An 18,002-nucleotide genomic window follows, 5' to 3' on the forward strand; every position below is an offset into this window, starting at 1 on the left:
TATTTTCATTCGTGAATACCCACATATTATTTTATCTTTCTCCACTGGGCATCACGACCTGCAGTTATGCGCTTAATTACTCCTTCTTTTTTTAACTTATCTAAAGCTCTATTAATAGTTGAATCACCTACATCTGGGCAGGCTTTTCTAATATCGGCTTTGGAAAAGTCGCTGACGAAATGTTCTATAGCCTCTATTACTCTTCCGCCCTTATTGCCTCTCGAATCATCAATCGTACCAACTCGTGACTCAAATTCTTTAAAAGCAGCAATAATAACTCCAAGCATATATTCTAACCACGGAAACAAGTCATGTTCCTCTTCATGCCAGAATTGTGAGGATTTTTCAAGCGTCTCATAATATGATTCTTTACTTTCTTCAATAATCTTCTCAATACTAATAAACCGACCTACTTCATAACCAGATTTATATAATAACAGAAGGGTTAAGAGTCTTGCCATTCTGCCATTGCCATCATCGAATGGATGGATACATAAAAAATCAAAAATAAATGTACAAATTAAGATTAACGGCTCTACTTCATTTTTATAAGTAGGGTCATTAAAATAACTACATAGTTCATCTATAGCATGCGGTGTTTGGAAAGCAGATACAGGCCTAAATCTTACTCTCCTTTCTCCAGAGGGTAAGGATTCTTGAATAATATTGTCTCCGTTCTTCCAAGAACCGCCATCAATGGGAGAGAACTTATATAAATCCCTATGTAATTGTCTTATAACTGATGAAGTTATGGGAATTGAGTCGCTTGAGGAATGTATAGTAGAAAGCACATCTCTATAGCCAGCAATTTCTTCTTCCGACCTACTCTGTGGCTTTACTTTTTGATTCATTATGTCTTGGAGTCTCTTATCATTAATTACAATGCCTTCTATACTATTTGATGCCCTGGTACTTTGGATAATAGCAACTTCCTTTAATGTTTTAATAATTTCTGGAGATTGCTGATAATATAAATCTTGCTTCCCTTTATATTCATTAATTTTACTAATAGTCCTTACAATATTCATAGGGACACTCATTTTTTTTATCTTCTCATTTCTAAAGGACATCATTATCTTCTCACCCCATTTAAATAATCTCAAATCAATATTTACCAATTATTCTGTATTATTTCCATTCTATCATAAATGTAATCATTTTTATATTACATGCATAAATTAATTTACACAATTTAGTTTAAGTGAGTAAGTTAATTTAGTCACAACTTTTGAAAATGAGTAAATTAACTATTTAATGAGTGTATTAAATTTCTTATTCTAGACTTATCAGAGCAAATTAAAACAAGTGCGTGTAGGTATCACCAGTATCACCAACCTGCAGTTTGCTATTAATAAACTCCAACGAATCTTTTCTTATCTTATTTCTCAAAAGTACAATGCCTGAGTGTCCGCAATTATATATATTTCTTCGCGGTTTTCCCCACTTTGCCCATAACTCATTGGAATCTTCCAAGTTAATGTATTGGTCATAAGCTGAGCTTAACAACAATATTCTGTTTTTAGAAACAGCAGGCTGGTAAAGACTCGGAGTAATAACTGCCCAATGGCTTGTTAATTTGTCATTATCTTTCTTTTTTCAGCTCACATGACTGGCAGATTGTTTTTATGTTTAGTCGACCTGTAAATAAACTATGATCAGTTGTTAATTGACGTTCTATTTCCTGTTCAATCTCATTAATCAGTACTCCCTCAAATAATGGGCTAGCCGTTATTGTCATAGAATCAACAACCTCATCCGGCAAATCTATAGCAACTCTTTCAAAACCATACATATTATTAAATTCTGTTTTAATCCTTATTTCTTTTTCATATGACCAAGCCATATCTTTAATATATCCTGTCAAGGTAATATCATGGGCAGCATCATGTAGAATTTTATTTGAAACATTACTCCAGCAAAGTTTTTCATTAATGTCTTTTTTTGTTAGACTATCAGTATTGCAATATGCCACGGAAGAAAGTTTTAGTTGTTCTTTTTCTAATCCAAATGTATAGCCTGTAATTTCATAGTTTGCCATTGATACTTCATGCAATACATCTATCCTTTTAATCCACTTTCTAGCTATAGATGAAGGAATTGAAATTTTAATACCTTTTTCCCACGGTTGAGCGTACATACTCCACATTCCAATACTTTCCTTGTCTTCAGTCATAAAACTACTAAAGAAAATGTTCCTCCACCTCTTCTTATCACCATTGTCGTACTCTAAGCGGTCATTCATATTTTTAGCATTAGCAAGATGCCATTTTTTGCTTTTTAGCATTTTAATAAGTACAGGCAGTGTCGTGTAATGGTATATATACCCGCTATTCTTTAATCTTTCTGCTGAATCATCAAGATATCTTACAAGTTCATTGGGCGTTGAAATATCTCTAAATGATCTTTCCATAAAAACCTCACTCATAAATTTGCTTTATTTTCGGAGCTGATTTTAAAGGCCTGTTTTCTACACTTTTGTAGTAGCTTTATCAAATTGCAATCCACCAACACACTCCAAATTTATCTATAACAGTCGCACAACATTTGCTCCATGGAACTTCCTGAATGGGATGAATAATAACACCGCCATTACTTAAAATATTAAAGGCATTACAAACCGCCTCTTCGCTTCCCATCTCAAAAACATTAAACGTCATAGTTTCCCATTTCATTTTGTGGACTATGTTTATGTCACAAGGGTTAGCCGCTTCACTTAATGCTAAAAATCCTTCACCATCTACAGATAATTCACAGTGTGCATAAGCAGTTTTATCCTCATTTCTCACTTCAAATGTGATTTCTGCACCAAAAGCTTTGCAATACATTTCTGCCGCTTCAAAACTATTTTTCACATAAACTTGATTATAATTTTTCATATTTCACCCTCACAGACCCAATGTATATAACTACAATAATTCTAATATCTTTGAGAATAAAAAACAACGATTAATAAAAACCTCTTCCGTGCCGGTTTTGCTTCGCAGGTTCTGCCCGCCAGAGCACACAAAAAGAAATACCTCCGACTTTTGTCGAAGGTATTTCTTTTTGGAGCTCCCAATCGGAATCGGACCGATGACCTCATCCTTACCATGGATGCGCTCTGCCAACTGAGCTATGGGAGCATATATTGGAGCGGGTGATGGGAATCGAACCCACGCTGTCAGCTTGGGAAGCTGATGTTCTACCATTGAACTACACCCGCATACGTGCGGGACACTAGAACGAACGTATTATAGCATGTTATGGACTATATAGTCCAGTACTGAAAACGCCAATTTAACCAAATTAGGCTTTCTGTTCTTCTAGATATTTCTCCAATTTACGTTTTACACGCTGTAACGCATTGTCGATAGATTTTACATGCCTGTCCAAATCTTCGGCAATCTCCTGATAGGACTTACCATCCAAGTATGAAGTCAAAACTTCCCATTCAAGAGAACTCAAAATCTCGCCCATCTTATTTTCTATCCCACGGAATTCTTCCCTGTTTATAATCAGTTCTTCGGGGTCACTTATACTTTCCTCACTGATTATATCCATCAAAGTACGGTCGGATTCTTCGTCAAAAATGGGTTTGTTCAAAGACACATATGAATTTAACGGAATATGTTTTTGTCTGGTAGCAGTTTTAATAGCCGTAATTATTTGTCTGGTAATACAGAGTTCTGCAAATGCTCTGAAGGATGAAAGCTTGTCCCCTTTATAATCACGGATAGCCTTAAAAAGTCCAATCATTCCTTCCTGAATAATGTCTTCTCTGTCAGCACCTATCAAGAAGTATGTTCTGGCTTTTGCCCTAACAAAGCTTTTGTACTTGTTAATAAGGTATTCAAGAGCTTGTTGATCACCTGCTCTAGCCTCTAATATTACATCTTCGTCAACCATACCAGAATATGTTTGATAGACTTCAGCCTTTAAGTTTGTTTTCAATACACTTGCCCCCATTTTGGCTTACATAAGTATGGTAAGAATTACAACTAAATAAAGATATAGACACTCATTTTAAATTATAAGTGTCTACACCCTATATGTCAAGTTACTTTACTTTACCGAATATATCCGGCTCCCTCAAGCCCTACGAAAATAATCCATTACCAAGCCTTATAGGGTTTATTTACCTCTTTGCTTTAATATCTCATACATAACTATAGCTGCTGCAACAGATGCATTTAATGAGCTGATTTCGCCCTTCATAGGGATATTAACAACAAAATCACATTTCTCTCTTACAAGTTTGCCCATTCCTTCGCCTTCACTGCCCACAACAAGGGCCATTGGGCCTTTCAAGTCGCTTTCGTAAAAAGCTTTTTCTCCTGTAGAATCAGTTCCCACAACCCATACATTATTTTTCTTGAGATATTCTATAGTTTGGGAAATATTTGTTACTCTGGATACAGGTACGTACTCAACCGCTCCTGCTGATGCCTTTGAAACTGTGGAAGTAAGTCCTATAGCCCTTCTCTTAGGAATAATTACTCCGTGAGCTCCAACTGCATTGGCAGTTCTCAGTATTGCACCGAAATTGTGCGGGTCAGAAATCTCATCCAAAATAATAATAAACGGAGGCTCGCCCTTCTCCTGAGCAGCTGCAAGAATATCGTCTACCTCCACATAATCCTTTACTGCAACATAAGCAATAACTCCCTGATGGGATCTGGTTGAAGACATTCCGTCAAGTATGCTTTTGTCAACCTCAGTAGTAATAATTCCTTTTTGTCTTGCCATAGCAATAATCTGGCGAATGGAGCCCTCTTTTTCACCCTTGGCTATAAACAGCTTGTTTATTGTCCTGTTGGCTTTAAGAGCTTCCATTATGGAGTTTCTTCCCTCAAGCTTGTCATTTTCCTCGGGTACAGCATTTTCTTTTTCAATATTTTCGAATTCTGTATCTTTTACAGGTGCAGCATAGGTTGTCCTCTTTGCAGGTTCACTCTTGAAACCCTTGCGTTCCTCAGGCTTTCCCCCGCGTTTTTTACTGTCTGACGAAAAATTCTTCCTTCCAAAGTCAGAAGTGGGGCCCTTTCTATCATAACGGGCATTGCCGGGTCTTCTGTTTCTTGATTCTGCCATATTCTTAAATCCACGCTTTCATCGTTATTTATTATTCTTCAATTGCCAACCTTAAAATTTCCATAAGCCGCTCATAGTTATTCATCAGGTATAAATATCCTATCAATGCCTCAAAGCCCGTAGAATACCTGTAATCTGTAACATCGGCATGTTTTGGAACAGTTGCTGATTTGGCATTACGGCCCCGTCTGACAATATCCTGCTCGTCCGCAGTCAGTCTGTCATTAACACGGTGAACTATATCTGCCTGCGATTTTGCTTTAACATACTTGACAGACATCTTATGAAGCATATTTACATTTGACTTGTTGTTTACAACAAGCATAGTGCGTATATAAACTTCATAAACCGCATCCCCTATATAAGCTAAAACCAATGGCTGCAGATTCATCACGTCCATCGGTTTAATATCAAAATCTTTGCGCATGTTTTGTATAGTTTCTTCAAACATTCATTTTCTCCAACTCTAATATGCCTTTTTATGCATATTTATTATACACGAAAGTAGCATATGTTAAAACAATTTTTATCTGTCATTAATTTACCCTTACTTATCCACAGTTATAACGTAATGAGAGTATATTTAACACGTTATCCACATTGTGTTTATGTTGTGGACATGTTTTTCTGTGGATAATGTGTATAAATCTGTGTATATGTTTAAAATAGGCTTATCCACCATGTGAATAAGCACGGGATAAATTACTGAATTATTCACACTTAATTGTCAATCCTACAGGACAATGATCTGAACCCATAGTGTCAGAGTATATTTCAGCAGCTTCAATTCTATCCTTTAATGCTCCCGATACGCAGAAATAGTCTATTCTCCAACCTGCATTCTTTTCTCTGGATTTGAACATATATGACCACCATGTGTAAGCTCCTGTTTTGTCGGGATATAACATCCTGAAAGTATCCACAAACCCATGCTCCAGAAGCTGGGAGAATTTCTCTCTCTCTTCCATGGTAAAACCGGCACTTCTCTTATTTGAACGCGGATTCTTTAAATCTATTTCCTGATGGGCAACATTCATGTCTCCGCAAATAATAACAGGTTTTGTTTGCTCCAGCTGCTTCAGGTACTCCCTGAAATCATCTTCCCACTTCATGCGGTATTCCAGTCTTTCAAGCTCTCTCTTGGAATTTGGTGTATACACATTTACAAGAAAGAACTCTTCAAATTCCAGAGTTATAACCCTTCCCTCATTGTCATGTTCCTCTATACCGATTCCGCAGGAAGACGATACAGGCTTTATTTTTGTGAAAATAGCCGTGCCCGAGTATCCTTTTTTAACAGCATAATTCCAATAATGTTCATAACCTTCAATCTCCAGTTCAAGCTGCCCTTCCTGAAGCTTTGTTTCCTGAACGCAGAATATATCCGCATCCACCTCTTTGAAAAAATCCCAAAAGCCCTTGCCAATACACGACCTTAGTCCATTGACATTCCATGAAACTAGCTTTGTCATAAGTATTTTCTCCTGTTGTAAAATAAATTAAATCAAGTATATCATAAACGTTAAAAAAATTCTTCTAGTTTAGGTTTGCCCCGAAGGCCTTTGCAATTTTAATAAAGCAAACATCCAGCCATTTAATATCACCGGCATGATTATACCAGTATACATTGTCAATACCTGCACTTTGGCTTAAAAAAGCAATAGCCTTCACAAGTTCAGTATAATCATCAAGTACCGCAACCTTTACAAAACCGATTTTCCCGTTTAAATTAATCTGATACCATCCATTGTCTGTTTTTCCGGTAACGTGCACCAGACTCCCTGCACTAAGGCTCCCAATACCGGCTGTATTGTCAAAGGGCTGTTGGTTTACAGTAGTTTTGGCTGTAACCTTTTTGATGGAGTTCTCGGGTTTAATTACCGCTTCCGGCTTTTCGCCTGCAAAGAAGTTGAGTCTGCCAAAAGTATTAAATGTGGGGAAAAGCTGTGTTTCAACTACGCCGTAGAAAGTCCCTCTTGCATGAACAATTCTGCCGTTCCCCATAAATACACCAACATGAACTATTCCCGAACCTGTTTTATTAAAGCACAAATCACCTGCCTGTAAATCCTTTGCTTCCAGGGGCTTGCACAGCTGAGAATAAATTCCTTGTGCTGTATAATCTGCAGTATTTGCAATAAGCCCCATTTTTCTCAGTGTATAAACAATTAGTCCGGAACAGTCGTAATATTCTTTGCCCAGCCATCTTTCAGCGGAAAAGCTGCTAAAATAGTAATGAGATTTCCCAAACTGTTTCACTAATTGTGCCAAGGCCTCCCTTGTCAAGGGCTTATCATCCTGCCCTCCAAAAACATAGCCGCTGCCAAGCTTTGACCTGACAATTCCCATAAATTCCTGCAACCTGTTCATTAAATCGCTCCTTTTTATACGATTAAAAAAATGTCCTATTAACATAATATGAAGGAGTGACAAAAAAACACACCTTGGTTTTACCCAAGGTGTGAAAGGATTTGAGAAATATATAAATTTTACTTGTTATCAAATTACAAAAGCTTTAATTTAGGCCCATTTGCAGTATCTTCTACTGCAAACCCCATCGCCTTTAATTCGTCTCTTATTTCATCCGAACGCTTCCAGTTCTTTTGAGCTCTGGCTTCTTGTCTTTCTTCCAGAAGTTTCTGAACCTCGGGACTTATTTCTGTCTCACCTGTACTGTCCTTCTTCTTATCAAGATTAAATCCGAATATCTTATTCATTTTAGTAAGAAGCTCATATATCTCCTGTGACTTTTTACCATATCTGATCGCATTCCAAGCCACTCCCAGTGCCTTTGGGATATTCAGGTCATCATTTATGGCATCTTCAAAGTCACTGAGGAATTCTTTTACAACTGCACTGTCAAGTTGTTCTTTTCCATCCTTGTGCGAAAGTACGCCTTCCACAAACCTGTCATAGGAAACCTGCGCCGACTGCATAACCTCCCATGTAAAGTTCAGCTTGTTTCTGTAGTGGGCGTTCAGACACATATATCTGAATGCCATAGGGTCATAGCCCTTTTCCATTAAATTGTCTATGGTATAGGTATTACCAAGGCTTTTTGACATTTTACCGTTGTTAACCATCATAAATTCACCGTGCATCCAGTAATTTACTGCCGACTTTTCAAGAAGTGCCTCTGACTGGGCAATTTCATTTTCATGATGAACAGGTATATGGTCAACTCCACCCGTGTGAATATCAAAGGTATCTCCGAGATATTTTCTTCCCATTGCAGAACACTCAATATGCCAGCCGGGGTATCCCATTCCCCATTCGCTTGGCCACTGCATAATGTGTTCCTTTGGTGCTTTCTTCCAGATAGCAAAGTCAGCGGGATGATGCTTTTCTTCATTTACCTCAACTCTTGCTCCTGCAATCTGGTCTTCAAGGTTTGCTCTTGAAAGCTTTCCGTATCCTTCAAATTTTTGTATGTCAAAATATATACCGTCGCTGGTTTCGTATCCAAAACCCTTGTCAACAAGACCATGGACAAATTCCAACATTTCCGGAATATGCTCAGTTGCTTTTGGTACTATTTCAGGAACCTGTATATTAAGAGCCTTTATATCCTTCATAAAAATGTTTGTATAGTATTCTGCGATTTCCAATGGTGTCTTTTTCTGTTCCCGGGCACCCTTTATCATTTTGTCCTCGCCCTCGTCCTCATCAGAAACAAGATGACCTACATCTGTAATATTCATAACATGTTTTAGGCTGTAGCCGTTATATTCCAGAACCCTCCTGAGTATATCCATAAATACATATGTGCGGAGATTTCCAATATGTGCGTAATTGTAAACTGTAGGGCCGCAGGAATATATACGTACCTCTTTATCATCAATAGGCTTGAAATCTTCTTTTTGCCTTGAAAGTGTATTGTAGACCTTCATTTTCTTCTCCTCTCATGTACATCTATTTATTAATTGTATTATTATCATTCTTTTTATTCAAGGGTTGAGAATTCTCACCCGGCACCCTTCCGCTGTCGCACATCTTATTTTCAAAATTCTGCAAACGATTTGCCAGTTTGCATATCTCCTGTGACAGTGGGTCCGGCATGTGTATCTGATCCAGCGACTCGGACGGACAATCAACTCTCATGCCTGCCTTTTTAACGGTTCTACCTTTTACCCCTACCACTGTGGAGTATGGCTCAACCTCAAAGGATACAAAAGTATTTGCTCCTATTGTTGAATTATCTCCAATATTGAAGGGCCCTAACACCTTTGCTCCCGCCCCGATAAGTACATTATTCCCAACTGTGGGGTGACGTTTCCTACCTTTGTCCTTACCAGTTCCTCCAAGGGTAACTCCATGGTATATTGTACAGTTATCCCCTATTTCGGCTGACTCTCCTATAACAACACCCATTCCGTGGTCTATAAACAAGCCACTGCCTATTTTTGCACCGGGGTGTATTTCTATACCTGTAAAATGTCTGCCAAACTGCGATATAAACCTCGCTATAAAAAACCTCTTCTTTTTATAAAACCAATGAGCCACCCTATGATATACTAGTGCATGAAAACCCGGATACAGCAAAACTACCTCAAGTGTACTTTTTGCAGCAGGGTCACGGCTCGCTATTGACTTAGCATCATACATCAGACCTTTTTTCATACTTTATCCTTTATATATAAATTAAATTATAAATCATTATATTCCTATTTCAAAAAAACAATCCTGTACAGCTATAGTAATTTTAACAGTTTTAATTTTCTATGTAAATAAGGATACATTGACGAATAAAGGGTAATCGGATAGGAGGTAGCTGATTATTTCAGCTACCGACCTTCCACACCACCGTACGTACCGTTCGGTATACGGCGGTTCTCTAGTTTACACGTACTTGTTTATAGTAATCCGAAAAGAAGATGTACCCTAATTTCTTTAGAGTATCATTATTAAGAGTTCGGCTAAGTATAGGGCTACAGGAAATCCTCCAGTAGCCTTTTCTTGTATTCGCAAACTCATATGCTTTCTGCTTTTCAATTCCGAAGTGCATGAGCATTTTAATTCTTGTCTTGATTTTCTTCCACTGTTTCCAGTATACCATCCTTATCCTTCTTCTCATCCACTCATCTGTCTGATTCATCAAGCCTTTCATATCGGCTTTTCTGAAATAATTTATCCAGCCTTGAATATACTGTTTTAGTTTATTCGCCCTGAGTTCATTTCCCCAGCCGTTTGAGCGACTTGTGAGTCCTCTTATTTTGTGCTTCATCTTGCTGATTGATTTTGGGTGTATTCTGACTCTGTATTCCCCTTTGCTCCAATAAAAAGCAAATCCTAAAAATTTCACCTCTTTGTAGCGTGCAACCGTTGTCTTATCTCTGTTTACTTTCAGAAAAAGTTTTCCTTCGATAAACGGTATGATGTTATTCAGGGTTCTTTCTGCGCTTTTCCTGCTTTTGCAGAATATCATACTATCATCTGCATAGCGGACAAATTTATGTCCTCTCGCGGTCAGTTCCTTATCCAGTTCATTCAGCATTATGTTACTGAGCAGCGGACTTAGTGGTCCTCCTTGAGGTACGCCGACTTCTGTTTCCTCAAATTTATGCCTTACAACAACTCCTGCCCTCAGATATTTATGAATAAGTGATATTACTCTGCCATCTTTTATGGTTCTTGATAGTACTTCTATCAGCTTGCTTTGGCTCACTGTGTCAAAGAATTTCTCCAAGTCCATATCTACGACATATTTGTACCCCTCGTTCACATTCCTCTGGCATTGGTTTATTGCATCATGCGCACTCCTTTTCGGTCTAAAGCCATAGCTGTACTCTGAAAACTGTGTTTCAAATATCGGTGAAAGTATTTGCGAAATTGCCTGTTGGATTACTCGGTCAACAACAGTGGGTATACCCAACTTTCTCACTTTTCCTTTCTCTTCTTTTGGTATTTCTACCCTTCTTACCGGATTAGGATGGTATTTGCCATCCCTGATTGTTTGAATTAGCTGCTCTCGGTTTTCTCTGAGATACGGCAGAAGTTCATCTACCTCCATTTCATCAATTCCTCCAGCACCTTTATTGGATTTTACTTTCTTGAATGCCGCATTTAAATTGTCTTTGCCCAATATCTTTTTCAATAAATCATCTGTCGACAGGTATGTATTGGTGATGTTGTTTTCAGTTATCCTCTTGTGAGCGGACGCTTCTGCATACTCTTTCTGTTCCGCAGATACCTTTTGCAGATAGCCCTTATTTTGTGGTTGTCTGTCCTTATATTCACTTCTGGTAACATTCATTTACTTTCACCTCCTAAAGTTCAGTCCTTCCCAAATGGCGTCGACTTCATCTGGTACTACGACCTCGGCTGACTTCTCACGATAAATCTTATTTCAATCATGCTTCATACTTTATGTTTCTGCATGTCCGTGAGACCTCCCCAGGTAAGAGCGCAATCTTTCCTTCCATCTACCTGCCACATATACACCATAGGCTCCGAGTAGTTATTGGGCTTCGGCTTGTTATGCAGCCTTACCCGACCTAAATATGCCTGATGTGATTTCTGTTCGTCAGACCAGAAGTTTGCCTCCAGCTTTCTTCAGATTCCTCGTCACCAAGGACACCCTTGCTCTTGGCTATGTGCTTGGCACTACTAGCCCGCACTCGGGACTTTCACCCGTTAGATTGCGCCCATACTGGGCGCACATAAAAAAAGGAAGGAACTAAATCCTTCCTCTTTCGCCTTACAGTTGCTATGCTAGTCTTCACATCCATTCGCATCTTGAAGCAAAAGCCTTTCTTGCTCTGTCGCACCGGGGAAATCAAATTTTTGAGGTGGATAGAACTCATCATATGGAAAATCGAATGTATCAAACAATTCACATGCGTTATCATCTGTTCCTGCCGGACAATGCTTATGCGGATAAGAAAAATCAAAAGCAGGTATTAAGAGTGGTACAACTCTTGCAAGACTAACTATTGAGAATAATCCTACTGTTACGTACACTCTTTTTGTAAGTACAGGTCCAGGCATAGGACCGGGCCCTCTATCCATATCTCTGTCATCATCCATTTTGTCTAAGCAGCTCTTCGTTCTTGCAGCTAACGGAATAGGCTCAGCAACTTCTATCTTACAGAAAGGTAGGTTGCTTTGCTGCAGTTCGGAATTTGATTGGATGTCCAGTGCCCTTGGCTGATAAAGGGATTTAAATATCTTAACTCCACCTTCTGAGCCGAATAATATTATTTTCTTGTCGTAGGATATGTCACCTTCTACTGTAGTAATTTGAATTCTTTCCCTGCCACCCACAGTTATTCTGGTAAAGAAATCAAGTGTTACAGATATGATAAATTTGACATCTACAGCATAAAATCCCCTCTTAAAAGGAACTGCTTCTATATCCGTTATAACATCAGTTACCTCTGCCGTTCTAATTTTAACGTTGAAGGAATCATTGATAGCACGAACTTCAGCTTCCGTAAGACGATCAAAATATACTCTTGCATTTTCTATACAATCCCTATCCTTACATGAATCGTATATTTTTTCAACATGTACACCGACGGCTTCTCTTATTTTGCTGAGATCTCTCTCACAAATAAGCCCTGAAACCACTCTGTCATTATCTTGACCCATAAAAATCCCCCTTAATTGCAGTTGATTGATGATTTCCCTTAATTACATATTATGTTATTTCAATAAATGTGTGATTACTTTGTTTTGTTACTAAACGGCTAATTTTAAGCATATATATTAATGATTGGAGGCCGATAAATATGTACAATCCCAACAACAAGCAGTTTGTATTCAAAGATTCCGAGGGCAAGCTCTGGAATTTTTATTATGATAATAATCAGGGAATATGTTACAGCGTATTTTCCAAAAGATCAGCCTGGTCGGAGCCCAAAGTAGTTCAGCCGGAGGCCTTTGAGCAATTCTACGTGGAAATTGATGAAAAGGATTGCTTCCATATGATATATCAGGATAAGAAAGGTAATATTATTTACTGTTTCATGCAGCAAAATGAACCGGTTAAGGCGATGCCCGTCCTTACCAGTAAATCACACTCTGTATTTAATAAACATTTATCATTAATTGTTGCAAATAGCTCGGTGCATATTTTCTTTATAATTGAACATAACGGAATATATATGCTGTCCTATCAGACCATAACCGACGGTGTTCCCGTTGCGCCAAAAAAAGTTGATAACATAACCGTACTACCAAACCCCTACACGGTTGTTTATGACTTAAATGATGACATATATGTCTTTTACCATATATCAGACGGAAAGAATAACCAAATAGGTTACAAAAAGTACTCTACCGTTAACAAGGTCTGGAGTGAGTATTCACAAATCACCATGTTTTCCTCAAACAGTCAGAATCCAAAAATAGTAGTTGACAGAAATGGTATCTTCCATATCTGTTATGTGAGAAAACAAGATAAACAGTTTCAATTAGTATATCAGCAAAAAATCCCGGACAGAAATATGTGGACATCTGAAAGTATTCTGGCAACTTCGGGTACTCCTATTTCCAATTTTTCAATATTATCTGTAAAGAGCAGCCTGGTGATATATTACATAAAGGATGATTCTCTGAATTCATTTATATCAAACGACTCCGGAGCCAGTTTCACAAGATCCTCCAAAAACACATCTTTGTCAAGGCAGCATATTTGTGTCAGATACAAGTCAAACAGCCCATATGAGCATGTTCAGGCAAACGAAATACCGGCCACATTTGTAAACGGTTTTAAGCTAATGTTTACACATGATTCCGTAGATTTGGAAAGCGGTCTTAGCACAGATGAAATGAGAGGTATTATAACAACGGAGCTTAAGATACTGAAAAGACAGGTAGCAGATTTAAAAGAAGCCCAAAATATTATTTTTAATAATATTAAAGCCCTTGAGTCAAGTCAACATAATATGGAACATTCACTTATGAAAGAAATATCTAAAATAATGATAGGCATAAAACCGAGTAAACCGAACGTGGAACCGTTACAGGAAAACATAAATACTTACGCAGAAGCCCCAAAACACAATATAAAGCGTTCTGCCAATCCCTATCCTCAATCCTTTACCACTCTCCCAAAATCCAGAGAAGAAATGAAACGTCTATTTGATGATAGGGCTAAAAAAAAGGTGCACTTGCTTAAAAATTTCAAAGGAATATGGAAATTAAAAAGAAAAAAGGGTAAGTAAAAGGGGCATCGTAATGCCCCTCGTCACTTTGAGTTAGTCCCAAAATGGCGTCCCCAGTATTTTGACACCTAGCCCAAAGCTAGGTGGGTGTCCCGGTGGTATATTCAGCCTTCCTCCGCCGTTGCACAACGTTCACGCCGTGTGTCGGAATTACATAAGGCCTGACATCGTATACCAGACAGCAGACTCCCTTATGAAAGATGTAGGTTCAAAATAAAGGTTTTACTCGCTCATTTCAGGATAACTGTTATACAATTTTGAAAGTTCACCAGTCCCATACAGGACTGCTTTCGATGGATTTATTATAACATTGGTTCCGATTCATGTAAAATAGAATCTAAATAATATATCCTTTAATAGCGACTGTTTTCTCCCTTATAATTTGTCTAATATACTCTTTCATACTTGTTCTTCGAAAACCCCGAAACAACTCTGTACACTTCCTTTACAGGAGTGTTGATACGAGCGGCTTCAGCCTTTATTACTTCCAGAAATTCTTCTGGAAATTTAAGGCAAAGCCCACATCCACCTTTGGCAACACTGCACGGAGTAGACATAACTTCAAAATCATATCCTTTTTTTTCAAGCTCTGAATTCAGCTTATACACGTAATTTCCAGATTCTAACACTGCAATATACTTCATAAAATCCACTCCAATTCATAATATCCTATACCTACACTAGTTCCTTTACATTACATAATATTGAAGTGGCTTTTAAAAAGTTCCGCTAATGTTTTTATTTCGACATACCTATTCTATTTAACCTTGCATGATAAAATAAATACTGTTGTGCATACCCTGTAAGGTCTCCAAACTGCTTTGAGGCAAATTGCTGTATCTCTTTTAGACCTGATTCCTTTTTGAGATACAGTTCCTCCATGACACGTTTAACCCAAACATCAGTTGGAAAAACATCATATTTCATTCCGCTGAAAAGCAATATACAGTCTGCAACCTTTGGCCCCACACCGGGAAGCTTCATCAGCTCCTTACGTGCCAAAGCTGTATCCATGCCCCTTAAATTATCTTCTGTTATAATACCCTGTGCCATTAAGGCAGCTGTCTTGTGAATATATTTGCATCTGAAGCCTGCCTTACACTGCTGTATTTCTTCTAATGACATTTTTGCAAGTGTTTCAACATCAGGAAAACTGTATGCCTCCTGCTGTGAATCAATACATTTACCTCTTAAAGCAGAAAGAGTGTCTACTGTTTTCATTATTCTTGGTATCATGTTATTGGCGGATATTATAAATGAGATTAGCATTTCCCAGAAATCCTGTTTCAAAAGACGTATGCCCCAGCCGGTTTTTATGGCCTCTTTCATTATTTCATCCTGCTCTAAGCTAGCCTTGATTTTTGAATAATCAGTACCAAGGTCAAAATATTCATACCAAATGTTCTTAAAATCCTGTTCTCCTGAGTTAGTTATACATAGAATCTCGTTATCATAGCTTACATTTACCAGACGGCCTCCCGCTATTCCTTTATAGCTTCCGTCCTCCTGTCTTATCCATCTGAAACACTGTCCGCATTCGAATATGTGTGTTAAATTGAAGTCCTTAACATTTTTTACATAAATATTTCCATTGGAAGCATCCAGTGTATAGCCTTTATATTCCATTTTCATTCCCCCCTTACAATAGTACCCTCTATATAATCAACAAAACAATATATTAAGGATATTGATTACAGGCGGGAATATCAATGGTTATGTGTGGGATAAATATGATATAATTTGAAAAAACCGTGTATTTCACTTTTCATATTATATCGGAGGTTACTATGAAGGAAAAAATATATACAATACCTGTGTCGGATGCTTTTGCAGAGGACTGCGAGTGTCCCCTTTGCGTTCTGGAAAAGAAGCTGGAGAATGAATGTATAGAATATGCTTTGGGCCCGTCCCTGATGGAACCCGATATGAGACAGGAGACAAATGAAAAAGGGTTTTGCAAGGACCATTTTGAGGCCATGTTCAATAGTCAGGCTAACCGTCTTGGTCTTGCTCTCATGATTGATACCTTTATGCAGGAAAAAAACAAAAAGTTTCAGAACATATTTAACGCACGTGTCGCATCACTGGAAAAGGACGCTAATTCCGGGCTTATGAAGAATATTTCAAATAAAATTTCATCAAAGCAGACTGAAACGGATAAATTGGTGCAGGAGCTGGTTGGTGAGCTTGATAAAATAGAGCACAGCTGTTCAATATGCAGTAAGCTTGAGCATACAATGGACAGATATATTGATGTTATTTTTTATTTGTATTTCAGGGAACCTGATTTCAGAGAGGTTTTTGATTCTAAAAAGGGTTTTTGCCTCAAACATTTAAAACAATTGCTTGTGTCCACAAAAAAATATCTTAATACAAGTGAGACAGCAATATTTACTAAAAAGCTCATGGAAATGCAAATTACCAATTTGAACAGAGTAGAAAAGGAAGTTGATTGGTTCACAAAGAAATTTGACTACAGGTATAACGATGCACCTTGGGGAAACTCCAAGGATGCAGTTTTAAGAAGTATTCAAAAAATAAGAGGAAATAGTAATTTAAAACAGTAACATTTTATACAAAATATAATATTATGTAAAGTAGATAGACAAATGTCTATTTAGCCTTGAGCACCGAGTGACTACCACCAGTCCTGTACCGGCCCTCCCCCTGGCACAGTTATCGAGTCGTAACATGCTATGCCTGTCAAAAGGTTATGATTATCACCCTTTCAGGTGCTCAAGGCATTTAATTCATTTTTATTACTTTCCTATGTTAGTAAAATCATACGGTGTTTCCTGATATACATAATAGTTCAGCCAATTTAAAAACAAAAGGTTTCCATGGCCTCTCCATCTTACAATAGGCTCCTTTGTGGGATCATCTCCCGGGAAGTAGTTTTTGGGAACCTCTATATCCATACCCCTTTCTACATCTCTCTCATACTCAAGTTTCAGTGTGTAGGGATCATACTCCGAATGTCCTGTAGCAAAAATATGCCGTCCATCTTTTGATGCTACCAGATATACACCTGCTTCTTTTGATTCAGCCAGTATTTCCAGTTTGTCAATCCTTGCTACATCTTCATGGGTAATCTCCGTATGTCTGGAATGTGGTACGAAAAACACATCGTCAAAGCCTCTTAAAAGTTTGACATGCTCTTTTATTTTCGTGTGCTCAAATACACCAAACATTTTGCTAGGCAAATCACGTTTTGGTACACCGTAGTGATAATACAGGCCCGCCTGTGCCCCCCAGCATATGTGCAGTGTAGAGTATACGTTATTCTTACTCCAATCCATTATACGTTCAAGTTCTTCCCAATAATTTACATCCTCGAAGGGCATTTGTTCAACAGGTGCTCCTGTGATAATCAGTCCGTCAAAATGCTCTCCTTGTATCTCATCAAAGGTTTTATAAAAAGTTTCAAGGTGTTCCTCAGGAGTATTCTTTGACATATGGGACGCAGGACGCAGCAGTGCAGTTTCCACCTGAAGAGGTGTGTTTCCAAGAAGTCTGAGCAGCTGCGTCTCTGTGGTTATTTTAGTCGGCATTATATTTAATATTGCAATTTTTAGCGGTCTTATATCCTGATGGTATGCCCTGTCCTCAGACATGACAAATATGTTCTCACTATTCAGGGTTTCCACCGCAGGTAGGTTGTCAGGGATTCTGATTGGCATATTGACCTCCATCAATTAAATAAATAAAATGTAAAAAAAGTGCATAGTATAAATTATATTATTCAATAAGGAAAAGTCAACTGCT

General features: G+C 38.0%; 17 protein-coding genes, 2 tRNA genes and 1 other RNA gene. 2 read left to right on the top strand and 18 right to left on the bottom strand.

What is annotated here, in order from left to right; all coding sequences use genetic code 11:
• Positions 1-26 precede the first annotated feature (26 nt).
• From P0092_RS20905 to P0092_RS20970, 14 genes are all read right to left on the bottom strand, one after another.
• Positions 27-1,103, bottom strand: coding sequence for a Fic family protein (locus P0092_RS20905; RefSeq protein WP_338054744.1), 1,077 nt, complete (start codon positions 1,101-1,103; stop codon positions 27-29).
• Between the two features lie 479 nt (positions 1,104-1,582).
• Complete coding sequence (locus P0092_RS20910) at positions 1,583-2,410, bottom strand: DUF2971 domain-containing protein (protein WP_004618393.1); 828 nt, start codon at positions 2,408-2,410, stop codon at positions 1,583-1,585.
• Between the two features lie 79 nt (positions 2,411-2,489).
• A complete protein-coding gene (locus P0092_RS20915) occupies positions 2,490-2,876 on the bottom strand; it encodes a VOC family protein (protein ID WP_004618390.1) in 387 nt (128 codons plus the stop codon).
• A 170-nt stretch (positions 2,877-3,046) separates the two neighbouring features.
• Positions 3,047-3,122 (bottom strand) — tRNA-Thr (locus tag P0092_RS20920).
• A gap of 6 nt (positions 3,123-3,128) precedes the next feature.
• A tRNA-Gly gene (locus P0092_RS20925) sits at positions 3,129-3,202 on the bottom strand.
• 83 nt (positions 3,203-3,285) lie between these two features.
• A complete protein-coding gene (gene sigH, locus P0092_RS20930) occupies positions 3,286-3,930 on the bottom strand; it encodes an RNA polymerase sporulation sigma factor SigH (protein ID WP_004618389.1) in 645 nt (214 codons plus the stop codon).
• A 180-nt stretch (positions 3,931-4,110) separates the two neighbouring features.
• Positions 4,111-5,070 (bottom strand): 23S rRNA (guanosine(2251)-2'-O)-methyltransferase RlmB, encoded by a 960-nt coding sequence (rlmB, locus tag P0092_RS20935; RefSeq protein WP_004618387.1) that lies wholly within the window; start codon positions 5,068-5,070, stop codon positions 4,111-4,113.
• A 31-nt stretch (positions 5,071-5,101) separates the two neighbouring features.
• Entirely contained in the window at positions 5,102-5,521 is a 420-nt protein-coding gene (locus tag P0092_RS20940) for a Mini-ribonuclease 3 (RefSeq protein WP_004618385.1), read from the bottom strand.
• 259 nt (positions 5,522-5,780) lie between these two features.
• A complete protein-coding gene (locus tag P0092_RS20945; RefSeq protein WP_004618383.1) occupies positions 5,781-6,542 on the bottom strand; it encodes an exodeoxyribonuclease III in 762 nt (253 codons plus the stop codon).
• A gap of 64 nt (positions 6,543-6,606) precedes the next feature.
• A complete protein-coding gene (locus P0092_RS20950) occupies positions 6,607-7,440 on the bottom strand; it encodes an NlpC/P60 family protein (protein WP_276187017.1) in 834 nt (277 codons plus the stop codon).
• Positions 7,441-7,574: 134 nt separating this feature from the next.
• Entirely contained in the window at positions 7,575-8,960 is a 1,386-nt protein-coding gene (gene cysS, locus P0092_RS20955) for a cysteine--tRNA ligase (protein WP_004618380.1), read from the bottom strand.
• Between the two features lie 22 nt (positions 8,961-8,982).
• Positions 8,983-9,690 carry a serine O-acetyltransferase EpsC gene (gene epsC, locus P0092_RS20960; RefSeq protein WP_004618378.1) on the bottom strand — a complete coding sequence of 236 codons (708 nt, stop codon included), beginning with the start codon at positions 9,688-9,690 and terminating at the stop codon, positions 8,983-8,985.
• Positions 9,691-9,904: 214 nt separating this feature from the next.
• Positions 9,905-11,323, bottom strand: coding sequence for a group II intron reverse transcriptase/maturase (ltrA, locus tag P0092_RS20965; protein ID WP_004618377.1), 1,419 nt, complete (start codon positions 11,321-11,323; stop codon positions 9,905-9,907).
• Between the two features lie 458 nt (positions 11,324-11,781).
• A complete protein-coding gene (locus P0092_RS20970; RefSeq protein ID WP_004618375.1) occupies positions 11,782-12,660 on the bottom strand; it encodes a hypothetical protein in 879 nt (292 codons plus the stop codon).
• A gap of 140 nt (positions 12,661-12,800) precedes the next feature.
• On the opposite strand from P0092_RS20970, the gene P0092_RS20975 reads away from it, so the two are divergent.
• Entirely contained in the window at positions 12,801-14,237 is a 1,437-nt protein-coding gene (locus P0092_RS20975; RefSeq protein ID WP_004618373.1) for an FHA domain-containing protein, read from the top strand.
• A 32-nt stretch (positions 14,238-14,269) separates the two neighbouring features.
• On the opposite strand, the gene ssrS is transcribed toward P0092_RS20975, so the two are convergent.
• The 3 genes from ssrS to P0092_RS20990 all read right to left on the bottom strand — a co-directional run bounded on the left by ssrS (position 14,270) and on the right by P0092_RS20990 (position 15,863).
• Positions 14,270-14,482: non-coding RNA, 6S RNA (gene ssrS, locus P0092_RS20980), on the bottom strand.
• A 141-nt stretch (positions 14,483-14,623) separates the two neighbouring features.
• Positions 14,624-14,881: a putative Se/S carrier protein gene (locus P0092_RS20985; protein ID WP_004618371.1), complete on the bottom strand. Its 258-nt coding sequence runs from the start codon at positions 14,879-14,881 to the stop codon at positions 14,624-14,626.
• A gap of 94 nt (positions 14,882-14,975) precedes the next feature.
• Positions 14,976-15,863 carry a DNA-3-methyladenine glycosylase family protein gene (locus tag P0092_RS20990; protein ID WP_004618370.1) on the bottom strand — a complete coding sequence of 296 codons (888 nt, stop codon included), beginning with the start codon at positions 15,861-15,863 and terminating at the stop codon, positions 14,976-14,978.
• Between the two features lie 161 nt (positions 15,864-16,024).
• Here P0092_RS20990 and P0092_RS20995 point away from each other — a divergent pair, with 161 nt between their 5' ends.
• A complete protein-coding gene (locus tag P0092_RS20995) occupies positions 16,025-16,804 on the top strand; it encodes a DUF6062 family protein (RefSeq protein WP_004618368.1) in 780 nt (259 codons plus the stop codon).
• Positions 16,805-16,996: 192 nt separating this feature from the next.
• Here the strand turns inward: P0092_RS20995 and metA are convergent, their stop codons facing one another.
• Positions 16,997-17,917: a homoserine O-acetyltransferase MetA gene (gene metA / locus P0092_RS21000; RefSeq protein ID WP_004618366.1), complete on the bottom strand. Its 921-nt coding sequence runs from the start codon at positions 17,915-17,917 to the stop codon at positions 16,997-16,999.
• Positions 17,918-18,002: the final 85 nt, after the last annotated feature.

This window comes from Ruminiclostridium papyrosolvens DSM 2782 (assembly GCF_029318685.1).
GTDB lineage: Bacteria > Bacillota > Clostridia > Acetivibrionales > DSM-1351 > Ruminiclostridium > Ruminiclostridium papyrosolvens.